The sequence below is a fragment of the Polynucleobacter cosmopolitanus genome (assembly GCF_002224225.1).
Taxonomy (GTDB): Bacteria; Pseudomonadota; Gammaproteobacteria; order Burkholderiales; family Burkholderiaceae; genus Polynucleobacter; species Polynucleobacter cosmopolitanus.
On sequence record NZ_NJGG01000001.1, the window covers coordinates 798,788 to 813,885 of the forward strand.

Below are 15,098 nucleotides of genomic sequence, written 5' to 3' on the forward strand. Positions count from 1 at the left end.
TGGTGGGTCGGGCGAGATTCGAACTCGCGACCAACGGATTAAAAGTCCGCTGCTCTACCGACTGAGCTACCGACCCAATCTTGCAAAAAAAAGATTATAGCGGACTTTTTAAATTAGAGCTAGATTTGCCTACTTTTGGCCACGGGTGGGTTCTTAGCAAAGTAGCTGCGAATGCCTCTCAGAATGGCTTGGGCAATCTGTTCTTGGTACTCATGATCATTTAAGCGAGCCTCTTCTTCAGGGTTGCTGATGAATGCAGTCTCAATCAAAATCGATGGGACATCAGGTGCCTTGAGAACCGCAAAGCTGGCTTGCTCAACTTGTGGTTTATGTAGTTTTGCAAAGCCACCAATTTGTTTTAGAACAGCATCGCCTAACTTTAGACTGTCTTTGATTTGAGCAGTTGTTGACATATCAAGCAGTAATTGTGCAACTTGCTTGTCTTGAGTTTTGATATTCAAGCCACCAATCAAGTCAGCACTGTTTTCCTTGTTGGCCAACCATCTGGCCGCAGTACTGGTTGCTCCTTGTTGTGAAAGAGCAAACACTGATGCGCCTCGTGCATGAGGTTTGACAAAAGCGTCTGCATGAATCGATACAAATAGATCAGCCTGAACACGTCGCGCTTTATTGACCCGTACATGCAGTGGTACGAAGTAATCACCATCGCGGGTCAAGTAGGAACGCATATCAGGCTCAGCTTCAATTTTTTGCTTCAGTCTGTGTGAAATGGACAGAACAATGTCTTTTTCTCGGGAGCCTCTCTTACCAATGGCGCCAGGATCTTCGCCACCATGCCCAGGGTCAATTGCAATGGTCAAAAGTCTGCGATGACTTGATTTTCCTGATTTGCTATCTGACTTTTTATCCGATTTGGCGATTTCATTGGGTTTAATAGATTTATTAGCTTCTGCTTTTTGCGCCTCTCTTCGAGCAATTGCAGCAATCGGATCATCAGCATCCAAAGCCGCTTCTTTTTTTGCACTTTGGCGCACCAATTCCATCAAGGGATCATTCGCAACCGTTGGGTATAAATCAAACACCAAGCGATTTTGATAGCTGCCCACTGGGTCCAAAGTAAATAATTGGGGCTGAATACTTTCTTTGAGATCGAACACCAAGCGCACAACTTTTGGCTGAAATTGACCAACACGAACTTGAGCAATGTATGGATCATTGCTATTAACTTTTGCCACCAATTCTTTGATGGTGTTGTTGAGTTCGAGTCCTTCAACGTCTACAACCAAACGATGGGGGTTGGTCAAGAGTTGATGGCTTACCTTGAGCACTTGGTCGGACTCCAAGGTCACACGTGTGTAGTCTTCTGCAGGCCAGATACGAACCGCCATCAGTTTTGCGCCCCAAGCAATTTGACTGGGACCTAAAAAAATGAGCGCGCTGGCTTGAGCAATTCTTTTGAGAAGCTCGCGTCGTTTCAATCTATTTGCTCGATTGCCGCCAATGAATTTCATGTTTCTTAAAACCCTTTGATCAGCTCATCGCCAATATCTGTTTGACTGGTGATCGTGAGTGATCGAGTGTCATCATCATTGGTGGTTAAGGAGATGATCCAATCGGCTTGAGGCAATGTACCTTCTGCTTTTTCTGGCCACTCAACCATACAAATGCCTGGTTCGCTGAACACATCTCTGAATCCGGCATCCATCCATTCTTTGGCATAACTCATGCGGTACAAATCAAAGTGATGAAAGGGCAGGTTTGTTTCGGCTATTTCATTTGTGTTGTTTTTTAGATTGAGATTCACTTGGTAGGGTTCGCACAAACCGTAGGTAGGGCTTTTGACTTTGCCCATGTGTCCTAATGAGCGAAGGATGTACCTTGTCAGGGTGGTTTTGCCAACACCCAGATCGCCCACCAAAGAAAAGTGCAGGGCTTTATCTAAGTGATTATTTTTTTCTTGAAAAAGCTTTTTAATCTGTTGAGCAAGCTTTAAAGCAAATGCCTCTGTGTCTTGCTCAGAAGAAAGAGTTCTGGATGTGATCATCAGATGAGTATCTTTTGTCATTGGGACCTACAATCTCATCATGGAGCAAAAATCGTGACTCAAACCCAAACAACCAAAGATCATTTCATCCAAGATATTTCTTGGTTGAGGCGCGAGGCTATCGATTTGGGATTTGGCGATATCAGAGTTTCTGACACAGATTTGAGTGTGGCAGGACCAAGATTGAAAGAGTGGTTGGATGCTGGGCGTCACGGTGACATGAATTATATGAGGGAGCGCGCTCATTTGCGACTCAATCCTCAAGAATTGCAGCCGGGCACGGTTCGGGTTTTGACGGTTCGGATGGATTACTTGCCGGATACCTCTGAAATGCGCCAAGCAGTTGATTGGCGAAATAAAGAGATCGCCCGATGGGATGAGCCTTCTCAGGCGGTGGTGGCCATGTATGCCCGAGGTCGTGACTATCACAAGGTGTTGCGCCAGCGCTTGCAATCTTTGGCTGATGTGATTGAGAAAAAAATAGGTCCTTTTGGTTATCGGGTATTTGTTGACTCTGGCCCAGTCATGGAAGTTGAGATGGCGAATAAGTCGGGTTTGGGTTGGCGAGGCAAGCACACCTTATTACTCAATCGTGAAGCAGGGTCGATGTTTTTCTTGGGTGAAATCCTGGTGGATGTGCCGTTCCCGGTTGATGAACCAATCACCAGTCATTGTGGCGAATGTTCTGCTTGTATCAATATTTGTCCAACTCAAGCCATCACAGCGCCTTACCAATTAGATGCACGTCGTTGCATTTCATATTTAACGATTGAGCATCAAGGATCTATTCCTGAAGAACTCAGGCCCTTGATGGGCAACCGAGTCTATGGTTGCGATGATTGTCAGTTGGTTTGTCCTTGGAACAAATTTGCTCAACTAAGTTCAGTGCCTGATTTTTTACCAAGGCATGGTTTGGAGCATGCTGACTTATTGAATTTATGGTCATGGTCAGAAGAGGACTTTTTGTCTAAGCACGAAGGCAGTCCAATCCGCAGAATTGGGTATGAAGCTTGGCGGCGTAATCTTGCCGTGGGCATGGGCAATGCCCTCAGATCAGAGACTCTTGATGACGGTGTCAGAGAAAAAATCATTGGTGGTTTAAAGCAAGTCTTACCCAATGCCAGTGACATGCTGAAAGAGCACATTGAGTGGGCTTTGATGCAGACAAGTAAAGTATCTAAATAGATCAAATAACTAAAAATAAAAAAACCAATAAACTGCATCCCATGAGTTTGAATAGAGACATTGTTTTAAAGGGCGTCAAAGACGCATTTGGTGCTCCTGCGGCTATTTTGTTTGCAGGCATGTTAGGTTTTGGGGCGATGGGGCAGGCCAATGGTTTAGATATTTGGCTAACCAGTGCCACGAGTTTCTTCATGTTCGCATTGCCTGGTCAGGTGGTGCTTGTTGAGATGCTCGTCTTGAGTGCCTCGGGTGTCACGATTGCGATCGCTGTCACGCTCACGGCCACACGATTCTTCACGATGTGTTTAACACTCTTTCCACAGTTCCCGGAAAAGCAACGCAGTTCTTTCTATTATTTGGTGGTTCATTTTGTGGCGATGACAGCATGGGCTGTGTCCATGAGAGATTTTCCAAAAATGAAACCTGAGGATCGTCTTTCTTATTTCACGGGATTTGCTTTTGTATGTTGGGCTGTATCAACGCCAGCGACAGTCTTGGGTTACATGGTGGCGGGACAAGTGCCAAGTTATATCAATTTGGGTTTGGTGTTTATCAACCCACTCTTTTTCTTATTAACTTTCACTGAAGTTAAGCCAAGAGGGAATCGAATTGCGATCTTATTGGGCGCACCGCTTGGTTTGCTCTCTTATCTTTGGTTCCCTGATTACTCTTTATTGATCGCAGGACTGTTTGGCGGCACGATTGCTTACATGGTTGATAAATATTTTAGGAATAGACAACATGCTTGAGTCATCAGAACTAAGCACCATGTTCAATGATGCCGGTATGTGGGCTGCTTTGATTGCTGCTTGTGTGGGAACTTATTTTTGGCGGGGCTTCGGCGTTTATTTTTCTGGAAAAATAAACCAAGACAGCGAATTATTTAAATGGTTGTCAGCAGTCACTTATGCGATGGTGGCAGCTTTAACAGTTCGCATCATTTTGTTGCCGGTGGGCTTGCTTGCCACGGTGCCGATTTCTGTTCGTTTGGGGGTGAGCATTGTGGCGCTCATCATCATGTATTCAAAGCCAGGTGAGCGCATGATTCCAGCATTGCTGGTGGGAACATTTGGTTTGGTGTTGTACGGATTGGTGATGAACTTTTTGGGTTGATCACCAACCGCACAGAACTTTAAATCAACAAATAAGAATCAATCATTCTTACAAGTTTTGATGCCCAATAATGGGTAGGCTGGGCAAAAACGAAACACACCCGTTGCGATCGGCAATAAACCAATCCATCCCCAGTTACCAATCACACCAATGATTGCCAAAACAACCAAGAGTGCGCCAATTGCGATACGTAAAGTGCGGTCAATTCCGGCGACATTGCATTGCATAGACTTCTCCTTATTTGCCACAGTAGCTGGCGTACAACAATTCCATCACAGATATAGCGATGGGGCTCGAAATCTTGTAATAAATATGTTTGCCATCACGGCGAGTTGATACAACGCCTTCGTCACGAAGCACGGCCAATTGTTGCGACAAAGTGGGTTGTTGAATATTGGTGACCTCTTCTAACTCTCCAACGCGCTTTTCGCCTTGGCTTAATTGGCATAACAACATCAAGCGGTCACGATTGGCCAATGTTTTCATCATGCGACAGGCTTTATCTGCGTTATCTCTCATGGCAGCAATGTCAAATTGCATGCTCTCATTTATTGACAGTTTTTCTTTTGCATCCATCAAGTTCACCAATTGATTAATTAATTATTTACATTATATATTAATATTAACTATTGATTGAGATCAATTGAGCTTGGTTTGATCATGTTCTTATTGGCTTCTTGGCTAAATGCGACCGCTATTGGCGGACGAAAAGACCAATTTAAGGTATCGTACAAAGTCTTAAAAAACATAAATCTTCATAGGAGAACAGCATGCCAGGTCAAAAAGCTTATTTAAATCAATTAGATGTGCAAAAAATATTGGCCGCAGCCAATGCTCATGCTGAGAAAAACAACTGGGCAGTATCGATTGCAGTGGTTGATGATGGCGGCCATTTATTGGGCTTTACACGTCGTGATAATTGCCCGCCTGTGTCGACCTATATTGCTCAAGAAAAAGGCCGTGCATCAGCCTTAGGGCGCCGTGAAAGCAAAATCTATGAAGACGTGATCAATGGCGGACGTTACTCATTTTTAAATGCCACAGCTGTTCTTCAGGGAACTCTTGAGGGTGGTGTGAATATCGTGGTCGACGGCCAAACGATTGGTGCTATTGGTGTTTCAGGTGTTAAATCAAATGAAGACGCTGAAATTGCCAAAGCTGGTATCGCAGCTCTTTAAGCAATAAATCAATGCTAAATACTCACAGGCCTCATAATAGAGCCCTGTGAGTACAGAACAAACCAATACCCCCCCAAGTTTTACAGATTTCGGATTTTCCGAACCCATCCTGCGCGCTGTTTTAGAGCAGGGCTACACAACGCCCACACCGATTCAAGCGCAAGCGATGCCGCATGTCTTGAAGGGTCAAGATGTGATGGGTGCTGCGCAAACTGGTACCGGCAAAACTGCCGCATTTGTTTTGCCGATTTTGCAAAACATTTTGCCTTTAGCGAGCAGTAGTGCATCTCCTGCCAGACATCCGATACGTGCTTTGGTTTTAACTCCAACCCGTGAGTTGGCAGATCAGGTGGCTGATAACGCATTCAAGTACGCCAAGTACACCGATATCAGAACGGCTGTGGTGTTTGGTGGTGTTGATATGTCTGCTCAAATAAGTTTATTGCGCTCGGGTGTTGAGCTATTGATTGCAACACCAGGTCGCTTGCTGGATCACATTGGTCAAAAAACTGCGAATTTATCTCAAGTGCAATTTTTGATTTTGGATGAAGCGGATCGCATGTTGGATATGGGCTTCTTGCCAGACCTTCAACGCATCATTGGCTTGATCCCTGCAAAACGTCAGACACTTTTGTTCTCGGCCACTTTTTCACCAGAGATTAAAAAATTAGCGCAAAGCTATTTGCGTGATCCAGTGACCATTGAGGTCGCAAGACAAAATGCTGCTGCAGATACGGTTCGCCAAGTGATACACATGGTGCCATCTGAGCAAAAGAAAGATGCGGTCATCAAAGTTTTAAAAGCGCGTATTCAGCAAGGTTTGACTCGTCAAGCCATCGTGTTTACTAATAGCCGCATTGGTTGCGGTAAATTGGCCAGTGCCTTAGAGCGCAGCGGTATCAAAGCTGGTGCGATTCATGGAGACAAGAGTCAGATTGAACGCATGCAAATCTTAGAGTCTTTCAAAAAAGGCACGATGGATGTTTTGGTGGCCACTGATGTGGCAGCACGAGGCCTTGATATTGCAGACATGCCTTGCGTGATCAATCATGAGTTGCCATTCAATGCTGAGGATTATGTGCATCGCATCGGTCGTACTGGTCGTGCAGGTGCGCAGGGTGATGCGATTGCATTGGTCGATGCTTCTGAAGAAAGACTGTTGGCTGATATTGAGAAGTTAATGAACCGCAAGCTTTTGCGTTTACCAGTGCCGGATCCTGCTAGTGGTCCGGCTGGAGATCCATTCTTCTATATGCCTTATCAAGCATCCGCTGCAAAAGAAGAAAAACAATCAACACTTGGTCAAGCTGAACCAAGTGCTCAGGCAGGAGCTCAAGCTTCTGCTCAGGTAGCTAGTAAGCCATCTATTCAGCCTGGCGGCAAGCCAAGAGCTGCTCTATTGGGCGGCTTTAAAAAATAAGCTGCAGTTAAAGCTGTGGTTAAAGCTGCAGTTAAAGCCACATTTAAATTGACAAACGGGTTTTTCGGTAATGCTCAACAGCGGTTTCTAACCACTGTGTGATCGTTGATTCATTGATTGTTGATTCACTGGCTTGAGTGCTGTTAGCCCTATTTTTAAAAAGTTCAGGCTCATCTAATCCCAAATGCTTTGCGGCGGCCTGAAGAGCTTCTAATGCTTCACCAGGGGTATTGCAAGCAATCGCAGTTGCATTGGTTTGTTTGCTGAGCTTTTCATTGTTGCCATCTCGCACCAAAGGCAGGTGAAGATAATGAGGTTGAGGGTAGTTCAGTTGTTTTTGTAAATAAATTTGTCTTGCGGTGTTGTCCAATAAATCCTCACCTCTGACGATGTGTGTGATTCCTTGTAAGTAGTCATCCACGACAACAGCCAGCTGATAGGTGAACACTCTGTCTGAGCGCCTTAAGACAAAATCACCCACGGATGATTCAATCTCAGGGTCTGTGACCAATAAACGCCAAGCGCACGGTTCAGTGACATCTTTTAAATTTCGGCAGCTTCTTGGGTAGACTAATTCACCATGCCGATCTTTCTTTTTGCCCAAACGCAGTAATTGATCTTCGATTTGTTTGCGCGTGCATCGACAACCGTAAGTCTTTTTTTCTTGCAACAATTGATTCAATGCTGATTCGTAGAAATGGCTTCGTTTTGATTGGTATTCAATCTCTTCATCCCAATGTAAACCGCAATTGTGCAGTTGTTGAATGATGATTTTGTCGGCGCCTGGAACGCACCTTGGTAAATCAAGGTCCTCGATCCGTAAAAGCCACTTTCCTTGATGTGCTCGGGCGTTGAGCCAACTGCCTAGGGCAGTTGCGAGCGACCCGGCGTGGAGAGCTCCTGTGGGTGAGGGTGCGAAGCGACCGCGGTATTCAGTCTTGAACATAGCTAAAATCATCTCATGTCTTTAAATACCAACTTTGTTCATTTGCGTCTTCACTCCGAATATTCGATTGTGGATGGGGCTGTGCGCATAGATGATGCCATTACTGCCGTGGTTAAAGATCAAATGGGGGCATTGGCTCTGACCGATTTGAGCAATGTGTTTGGTTTGGTTAAATTCTATCAAGCTGCACGCAAAGAAGGTATTAAACCTATTATTGGTAGTGATGTTTGGATCACCAATGCTGAAGATAGAGATAAACCATTCAGATTGCAGTTGTTGGTAAAAAATCATCAGGGTTATTTGAATTTATGCGAGCTATTAACCAAGGCATCGCTGACCAATCAATTCAAAGGCAGATCTGAAATTGATGAAACTTGGTTCAAGCAGCATGCCGAAGGTTTGATTGCATTATCCGGTGCAAGATTGGGTGATGTTGGACAGCATTTGTTGGCAGGTCAGCATGCTGAAGCTTTGGTCTGTGCCAAAAAGTGGGCAAATTACTTTAAAGATTCTTTTTATATTGAGGTTCAGCGTGCCGGTCATCCTCAAGATGAAGCGCACCTTCATGAAGCCGTTCATTTGGCCAATGAACTTCAATTACCGGTGGTGGCAACGCATTCAATTCAGTTCATGAAGCCCTCTGACTTCAGAGCACATGAGGCGCGAGTGTGTATTGCTGAAGGAGAAGTGCTCGGTAATCCTAAGCGTGCAAAAAAATTCACGCCTGAGCAGTACTTTAAAACTCAAACAGAGATGCAAACGCTTTTTGCAGATTTGCCAGCAGCCATCACGAACAGCGTGGAAATTGCCAAGCGTTGTAATTTATCGTTGACTTTGGGTAAGCCTCAGTTGCCAGATTTTCCAGTGCCTAAAGGTATGACATTGGATGATTATTTGATGGAAAAAGCCATGGAAGGCTTATCCAAACATTTATTGCATTTGTATCCTGATGAGGCTGAAAGAGAAAAGCAGCGACCCAGTTATGAGGTGCGTTTAAAGTTTGAGGCAAGAACCATTTCTCAAATGGGTTTCCCGGGTTACTTTTTGATCGTTGCTGATTTTATTAACTGGGCAAAAACTAATGGTGTGCCAGTCGGTCCTGGTCGAGGTTCTGGAGCTGGTTCATTGGTTGCTTACTCTTTGGGCATTACGGATCTAGATCCATTGAGATATAACTTGCTCTTTGAGCGATTCTTAAATCCTGAGCGCGTCTCCATGCCTGACTTTGATATTGATTTCTGTCAGCACGGTCGCGACCGCGTGATTGCCTATGTAAAAGAAAAATACGGCAAAGATGCGGTCAGTCAAATTGCCACATTTGGCACGATGGCAGCGCGTGCGGCGATTCGAGATGTGGGACGTGTGCTTGAGCAGCCATACGGATTTGTGGATGGCATTTCTAAACTGATTCCTAATAAGCCCGGTCAGCAAGTCACGATTGAGCAAGCCAAGAAAGAAGAAAAGCTTTTGGCTGAGCGCGAGTCTCGCGAGGAAGAAGTTAAACAATTGTTGGGTTTGGCTCAACAGTTAGAGGGCATGACCCGAAACGTTGGCATGCATGCTGGTGGCGTATTGATTGCTCCAGGCAAGCTCACAGATTTTTGTCCTTTGTATACCCAAGGTAGTAAAGATGGCAAAGAAGGTTCAGATTCTGGGGTGGTCAGCCAGTTTGACAAGGATGATGTTGAAGCGGTCGGCTTGGTCAAGTTTGACTTCTTGGGACTCACAACTCTCACGATCTTAGATTGGGCTGAAAGATATATTCATCAGCTATACCCAGAGAAGAAAGATTGGCGCGTTGGTCAAGTGCCACTCGATGATCCTGCTGCATTTGAAATTTTAAAAAATGCTAATACAGTCGCGGTGTTCCAATTAGAAAGTCGTGGCATGCAAGGCATGTTGCGTGAGGCAAAGCCTGACCGCTTTGAGGACATCATTGCCTTGGTGGCTTTGTATCGTCCGGGTCCGATGGATTTGATCCCGTCATTTATTGCGCGTAAACACGGCAAAGAACAAGTGCATTACCCAGATCCACGTGTTGAACCGGTTCTAAGAGAAACCTACGGCATCATGGTTTATCAAGAGCAGGTGATGCAGATGGCGCAGATCATTGGTGGTTACTCACTGGGTGGCGCTGACTTATTGCGTCGTGCCATGGGTAAGAAAAAGCCTGAAGAGATGGCTGAGCATCGTCAATTGTTCAGAGATGGTGCTGGCAAAAGTGGACTGAAGGCTGATAAGGCTGATGAAACTTTTGACTTGATGGAAAAGTTTGCGGGCTACGGTTTTAATAAATCACATGCCGCAGCCTATGCTTTGTTGGCTTATCACACGGCTTGGTTGAAGGCGCACTACCCAGCTGAATTTATTGCAGCCAACATGTCATTGGCCATGGATGACACCGATAAAGTAAAAATACTTTACGAAGATGCATTGGCCAATAAGATCAAGATTCTTCCTCCAGATGTGAACACCAGTGTTTACCGCTTCATGCCATTGCGTGAAGATCCTCAAGATAAAGAGCAGGCAGCCACCATGATCCGTTATGGCTTGGGTGCTATCAGAGGTTCAGGAGAGGGTGCGATTGAGCAAATTATTCAGGCAAGAGCTGATGGTCCCTTCAAAGACCTGTTTGATTTCTGCTCTAGATTAGATCGTCGCGTGGTCAACCGTCGCACGATGGAAGCCTTGATTCGTGCGGGAGCTTTTGATTCTTTGTATGGCGGTTTTGATTCTCGAGCAACACTTTTAGCATCTTTACCAAGAGCGATGGAAGCAGCTGATCAAGCAGATGCTTCTGCGCAGCAGGTGAGCTTGTTTGATATGGCGGGCTCTTCAGATGAGCATAAGCCAGAGTTGATCAATGAAGATGCTTGGTTCGAGAAGCGTCGCTTGCAAGAAGAAAAAGCCGCCTTAGGTTTATATTTAACTGGCCATTTGTTTGATGCTTATCGTGATGAAGTCAGTCATTTTGTGAGAACCAAGTTAAATCAATTGACCGAAGGCAAGGATCGCTTGATTGCAGGCATCATGACTTCTACCAGAAGCATGATGGGTCCACGCGGCAAGTTGATGATTGCAACGATTGATGATGGTTCAGCTCAAATAGAGATGACTATATATAGCGAACTATTTGAACCCAATAGACATTGGTTGAAAGAAGATGAATTGATCATCGCCAAGGTCAGTGTCACGCCTGATAAATTTTCAGGAGGCATGAGGGTTGTTGCCGAGTCAATCATGGATGTGACTACGGCACGTTTAAAGTTTGCGAGAAGTTTGCATGTACAGCTTCAGCAGGGCATTGATCTTTCTGGATTCAAGCAGCAGGTCAGTACCTTTGCAGGTAAAAATCAACAAGGTTTGATGATGACGGCGGATGTTATTTCAAATGGAACTGCCTGCTTGGTTCAGTTCCCTGATACTTGGAAGATTTATCCTGATGATGAAAGTATCAGAAACTTGAGCGTGGCTTTGAATAAGTCAGGCGGTCAAGGAATGGTTGAAGTCAAGTACGCTTGATCAAGCAGACCTATTTGTTTTTAGCAATTAATTCATATTGAGTTAAATACTCATTGGCCACTTGAGACCAAGGGCGTTCATATCCTGGTACTTCACTGGCATGAGCAAGCCAATGGTTTCCTTGACCCACCCAATTATTTAGAGAATCCTGTAAGTCTAATACGCTGCCATGTTGAGGGCTGACATCACTGGCCGCTCCGCAGGCACTTGAAACCAATACTGGTACGCTTGACGCCATCGCTTCGCTGATCACCATGCCATACGCTTCACTGGACGCTGGATGAATCAGCAGATCTAACTCTTGGTAGTAATTAGCGCTGGCTTGCCAACCTAAAAATGAAATCTCTCCAGGATAGTTGGCGCACAAATGCATCACCTGCTCTTTTTCAGGACCAAGTACCAAGAGTTTGAGATTTGGACGTGAAGCCTTTAATTGCTGAGCAATCCTCATGAATTGCTCAAAGCCTTTTCTGGCCCATTCTTTACCAATGAAACCAATCGTTCCTCCATCATGGGAAACTTGCTTGCTCAGCCTCTTTGGGGTTTGTGAAACGCCTGGGGTAATGGGTGTTTGAATGTTCGATTGAGCTTGGGGGTAGTATTTTTTAATCGCTGTTGCAATGACGCTTGATACGGGAATGATTTTTAAATCTTTTGTTCGCCCAGTGGTTACATCAATGCCTAATTCTTGTGCTTCCATTCTTAAGTAAGACCAAGCCCTGATCGATAATCTTTTCCACCAGCCCTTGTCTTTGACTGTTGCAAATGGCATGGAGTGAAAAGTGGTGATGTCGTGAGAGATACTTCTTTCGTGACTGTGAATCACAAAGTTTTGCACACCCAGTTCTTGAATAACGTCATCTACTTTTTTGGCAAATCGTCTGTACATCAGCCATCTTGGTTTTTGTTTGAGCTGACCTATTTCAATGATCTTGATGTTTGAGTGATCTGGCGCATAACAAGATTGTTCGCAAATAACGGTGACGAGACAATTCTTTTTGGCTAGTTCATGGCTGAGTTGCCAGACATATGATTCCATGCCACCAACAGGGCCCCAGTTTCTGACAATTTGAATAATTTGTAATGCTTTGTCTGACACGTCAACCTTTTAATAGATATCTTTTTTATTCTGTAGTTGCCACAATTTAAGATACTTGTAATAAGACGTTGCTGCGTTTGAGATTGCCAGTGCCAAGCCATGTTTTCCGTCTAAAAAACCACGTCTTAAAACATAGGTTCTGAAAAAAGCCCAAAATCCATGGATCAAAGCCTCTCCAAGCCCACCTTTTTTACCTTGCTTGAATGCTTGTTGTGCTGCTGCACTTGAATAGACATCAACTTTCTTTAACACTTGAGAAAAGTCTCTATAGCTGTAATGTAAAAAGTGATTATTTAGTTTTCCACTCGATCCAGTGGGAAGCAAACGTTCATGCACCAAGTGATCAGAAAATTTTGCACTGCCTCGTTTGAATAAGCGATCAACGTAATCTGGGTACCATCCTGAGTGCTTCATGAAGCGGCCACAGTACCAAGAAGAGCGGGGAATGGCATAACAATCTGCGGCATTGGGTGATGCTATAGCGGTCAAAATTTCTTGTTTTAGTTCAGGTGTGACCCTTTCATCAGCATCGATCGATAAAACCCAATCTTGCGTGGCCAAATTGAGGGCACGATTCTTTTGTGGACCAAATCCAGGCCAATCTGAGGTGATTTCAAGCTTTGCACCGAAAGATCGAGCAATTTCTTGAGTTTTATCGCTACTTTGACTGTCTACAACGATAATCTCATCTGCAAAAGAAACACTCTCAAGGCAGTCCTTGAGGTTGGCTTCTTCATTTTTAGTAATTAAGATGACTGATAGGCTCATAGAGCGATGTTAGCACCGGTGTAGGTTACGATTGAGGTTATGGATTCAAATAGCATTGAAATTAAGACGCAAACTGCGCTAACCCGCATTTTAAAGTATGCCTTGCCTCATAAGGTGGCTGTTGTTTTGGCATTGCTGGGTTTGGCGATTGTTGCTGCCACTGAAACGGCCATTCCAGCGCTTCTAAAGCCTTTATTGGATCGTGGCTTCAGCGGTAAGTTGGATGATAAGTTGTGGCATGTGCCAGCCTTTTTAGTTGGTTTGGCATTTATCCGAGGTTTTGCTCAATTTGGCTCCAATTACGCCTTGAGCCACATCACCAATTCTGTTTTGTTCAAATTACGTGAACAAATGTTCAATCGCTTGTTACAAGCTCCCGCTGATTTATTCCAAAATCGCTCATCAGCATCTCTGATCAATGCCGTGGTGTTCGAGGTCAATGCAGTTCTTCAAGTGATCACCAGCATTGCGATGAACTTGGTCAGAGACAGTTTGACGGTTATTGGTCTGATGGCTTATTTGTTCTATCTCAACTGGCGTCTAACACTTTTAATTTTGATCATCTTCCCAATCATTGGTTTTATGGTGAAGTTGATCAATACGCGTCTGCGTAAATTGCACAAGGTCAGTCAAGATATGACCAATGAACTCTCCTATGTTGTTGAGGAGAGCGTTGGCGGCTATAAGGTTGTGAAGTTGCACGGCGGCCAGGCCTATGAAAAACAGCGCTTCGCTTTGATTGCTAATAAGCTCAGACGTTATTCGATGAAGATTGCTGTAGCAGGTGGTCTGAATCAGCCCATGACTCAATTTGTGGCCTCGATTGCTTTGTCAGGAGTGTTGTTGGTGGCCTTGTTCCAATCATCCATGGCAGAAGTGACTGTGGGTGGTTTTGTGGCTTTTGTCACAGCTTTGATTTTGATCATTTCTCCTTTGAAGCATTTGGCTGATATCAATCAACCTTTGCAGCGAGGCATTGCTGCGGCAGACATGATTTTTAAATTAATGGATCAGCCGATTGAAGAAGATTCAGTGCGCAGAGATGATGCAGTTAAGTTAGCCAAAGCCCGTGGTGAGCTTGAGTTCAAAAAAGTAGGCTTTGGCTACTCTGGAGTAATGGCTTTGGGCTCTGAAAATGAGCATGGCGTCAAAGAAGTTTTAAAAGAGATTGATTTAAAGATTCCAGCTGGCGAGGTGGTTGCTTTTGTAGGACCATCTGGCAGCGGTAAATCCACTTTGGTGAATTTATTGCCACGCTTTTTTAATCCAACCAGTGGTGCGATTCATTTGGACGGATTAAATATTCAGGACATTGATTTGAAAGATCTGCGCCGTCAAATGGCTTTTGTGAGCCAGGACGTGGTTTTATTCAATGACACCATTGCTGCGAACGTGGCTTATGGTGCCGCAAGTTCTGAAGAAATTGATCGTGGCAGGGTTCATGAAGCGCTTCAAGCCGCCAACTTGACTGAGTTGATCAAAGAGTTGCCTGAAGGCATTGACGCTCAAGTTGGTGATAACGGTAATCGATTATCTGGTGGTCAGAGACAGCGTTTGGCAATTGCCAGAGCGATTTATAAAGATGCACCCATTTTGATTTTGGATGAAGCCACTTCTGCTTTGGATTCTGAGTCAGAGCGCCAGGTTCAAGAGGCCCTTGAGAAACTCATGGAAGGTAAAACCACCTTGGTCATTGCCCACCGTCTATCGACCATAGAAAATGCTGATCGCATTGTGGTGTTGGATCATGGAAGAATCGTTGAAAATGGATCGCACGCTGAGCTGATTGCTCAAAATGGCCTGTATGCCAGTTTGCACCGCTTACAGTTCTCGCACGCTTAAGGATTTACTTAAGACAGTGT

14 protein-coding genes and 1 tRNA gene are annotated in these 15,098 nt (G+C 44.7%); 7 read left to right on the forward strand and 8 right to left on the reverse strand.

The genetic code is table 11. The annotated features are described in order from the left end of the window. The 3 genes from AOC33_RS04185 to tsaE form a co-directional block, all read right to left on the reverse strand. A tRNA-Lys gene (locus AOC33_RS04185) sits at positions 1 to 76 on the reverse strand. 43 nt (positions 77 to 119) lie between these two features. Next, entirely contained in the window at positions 120 to 1,472 is a 1,353-nt protein-coding gene (locus AOC33_RS04190; protein WP_089515306.1) for an N-acetylmuramoyl-L-alanine amidase, read from the reverse strand. Between the two features lie 5 nt (positions 1,473 to 1,477). Continuing rightward, entirely contained in the window at positions 1,478 to 2,026 is a 549-nt protein-coding gene (gene tsaE / locus AOC33_RS04195) for a tRNA (adenosine(37)-N6)-threonylcarbamoyltransferase complex ATPase subunit type 1 TsaE (RefSeq protein WP_245835581.1), read from the reverse strand. Between the two features lie 33 nt (positions 2,027 to 2,059). Between tsaE and queG the strand changes: the two genes are divergently transcribed. From queG to AOC33_RS04210, 3 genes are read left to right on the forward strand one after another with little or no spacing between them, the layout of a single operon-like run. Next, entirely contained in the window at positions 2,060 to 3,190 is a 1,131-nt protein-coding gene (queG, locus tag AOC33_RS04200; RefSeq protein ID WP_425439812.1) for a tRNA epoxyqueuosine(34) reductase QueG, read from the forward strand. Positions 3,191 to 3,231: 41 nt separating this feature from the next. Then, positions 3,232 to 3,939 (forward strand): AzlC family ABC transporter permease, encoded by a 708-nt coding sequence (locus AOC33_RS04205; protein ID WP_089515308.1) that lies wholly within the window; start codon positions 3,232 to 3,234, stop codon positions 3,937 to 3,939. Next, positions 3,932 to 4,303 (forward strand): AzlD domain-containing protein, encoded by a 372-nt coding sequence (locus tag AOC33_RS04210; protein ID WP_245835582.1) that lies wholly within the window; start codon positions 3,932 to 3,934, stop codon positions 4,301 to 4,303. Before AOC33_RS04205 ends, AOC33_RS04210 begins: the two co-directional genes overlap by 8 nt. Positions 4,304 to 4,341: 38 nt before the next feature. Here the strand turns inward: AOC33_RS04210 and AOC33_RS04215 are convergent, their stop codons facing one another. Continuing rightward, positions 4,342 to 4,530, reverse strand: coding sequence for a YgaP family membrane protein (locus AOC33_RS04215; RefSeq protein WP_089515309.1), 189 nt, complete (start codon positions 4,528 to 4,530; stop codon positions 4,342 to 4,344). Positions 4,531 to 4,540: 10 nt separating this feature from the next. Beyond that, complete coding sequence (locus tag AOC33_RS04220) at positions 4,541 to 4,843, reverse strand: ArsR/SmtB family transcription factor (protein WP_089515601.1); 303 nt, start codon at positions 4,841 to 4,843, stop codon at positions 4,541 to 4,543. A 230-nt stretch (positions 4,844 to 5,073) separates the two neighbouring features. Between AOC33_RS04220 and AOC33_RS04225 the strand changes: the two genes are divergently transcribed. After that, the gene (locus AOC33_RS04225; RefSeq protein ID WP_089515310.1) at positions 5,074 to 5,481 is read left to right on the forward strand and encodes a GlcG/HbpS family heme-binding protein; all 408 of its coding nucleotides are present in this window, start codon (positions 5,074 to 5,076) and stop codon (positions 5,479 to 5,481) included. Positions 5,482 to 5,527: 46 nt separating this feature from the next. Next, complete coding sequence (locus AOC33_RS04230; protein ID WP_245835583.1) at positions 5,528 to 6,901, forward strand: DEAD/DEAH box helicase; 1,374 nt, start codon at positions 5,528 to 5,530, stop codon at positions 6,899 to 6,901. 43 nt (positions 6,902 to 6,944) lie between these two features. On the opposite strand, the gene gluQRS is transcribed toward AOC33_RS04230, so the two are convergent. Then, complete coding sequence (gluQRS, locus tag AOC33_RS04235; protein ID WP_089515311.1) at positions 6,945 to 7,859, reverse strand: tRNA glutamyl-Q(34) synthetase GluQRS; 915 nt, start codon at positions 7,857 to 7,859, stop codon at positions 6,945 to 6,947. A 3-nt stretch (positions 7,860 to 7,862) separates the two neighbouring features. Between gluQRS and dnaE the strand changes: the two genes are divergently transcribed. After that, positions 7,863 to 11,369: a DNA polymerase III subunit alpha gene (gene dnaE, locus AOC33_RS04240; protein WP_089515312.1), complete on the forward strand. Its 3,507-nt coding sequence runs from the start codon at positions 7,863 to 7,865 to the stop codon at positions 11,367 to 11,369. 10 nt (positions 11,370 to 11,379) lie between these two features. Here dnaE and AOC33_RS04245 read toward each other — a convergent pair whose 3' ends face one another. Continuing rightward, the gene (locus AOC33_RS04245) at positions 11,380 to 12,468 is read right to left on the reverse strand and encodes a glycosyltransferase family 4 protein (protein ID WP_089515313.1); all 1,089 of its coding nucleotides are present in this window, start codon (positions 12,466 to 12,468) and stop codon (positions 11,380 to 11,382) included. Between the two features lie 9 nt (positions 12,469 to 12,477). Next, complete coding sequence (locus AOC33_RS04250; protein ID WP_089515314.1) at positions 12,478 to 13,236, reverse strand: glycosyltransferase family 2 protein; 759 nt, start codon at positions 13,234 to 13,236, stop codon at positions 12,478 to 12,480. Between the two features lie 39 nt (positions 13,237 to 13,275). Here AOC33_RS04250 and msbA point away from each other — a divergent pair, with 39 nt between their 5' ends. Next, positions 13,276 to 15,078: a lipid A export permease/ATP-binding protein MsbA gene (gene msbA / locus AOC33_RS04255; RefSeq protein WP_180738094.1), complete on the forward strand. Its 1,803-nt coding sequence runs from the start codon at positions 13,276 to 13,278 to the stop codon at positions 15,076 to 15,078. Positions 15,079 to 15,098: the final 20 nt, after the last annotated feature.

Excerpts from the sequence above, each read along its gene's own strand:
- AOC33_RS04205 (WP_089515308.1), top strand. The coding sequence starts at position 3,232 with ATGAGTTTGAATAGAGACATTGTTTTAAAGGGCGTCAAAGACGCATTT.
- tsaE (WP_245835581.1), bottom strand. The coding sequence starts at position 2,026 with ATGACAAAAGATACTCATCTGATGATCACATCCAGAACTCTTTCTTCT.
- AOC33_RS04210 (WP_245835582.1), top strand. The coding sequence starts at position 3,932 with ATGCTTGAGTCATCAGAACTAAGCACCATGTTCAATGATGCCGGTATG.
- AOC33_RS04215 (WP_089515309.1), bottom strand. The coding sequence starts at position 4,530 with ATGCAATGCAATGTCGCCGGAATTGACCGCACTTTACGTATCGCAATT.
- dnaE (WP_089515312.1), top strand. The coding sequence starts at position 7,863 with ATGTCTTTAAATACCAACTTTGTTCATTTGCGTCTTCACTCCGAATAT.
- AOC33_RS04220 (WP_089515601.1), bottom strand. The coding sequence starts at position 4,843 with ATGCAATTTGACATTGCTGCCATGAGAGATAACGCAGATAAAGCCTGT.
- gluQRS (WP_089515311.1), bottom strand. The coding sequence starts at position 7,859 with ATGATTTTAGCTATGTTCAAGACTGAATACCGCGGTCGCTTCGCACCC.
- AOC33_RS04225 (WP_089515310.1), top strand. The coding sequence starts at position 5,074 with ATGCCAGGTCAAAAAGCTTATTTAAATCAATTAGATGTGCAAAAAATA.
- AOC33_RS04190 (WP_089515306.1), bottom strand. The coding sequence starts at position 1,472 with ATGAAATTCATTGGCGGCAATCGAGCAAATAGATTGAAACGACGCGAG.
- AOC33_RS04250 (WP_089515314.1), bottom strand. The coding sequence starts at position 13,236 with ATGAGCCTATCAGTCATCTTAATTACTAAAAATGAAGAAGCCAACCTC.
- msbA (WP_180738094.1), top strand. The coding sequence starts at position 13,276 with ATGGATTCAAATAGCATTGAAATTAAGACGCAAACTGCGCTAACCCGC.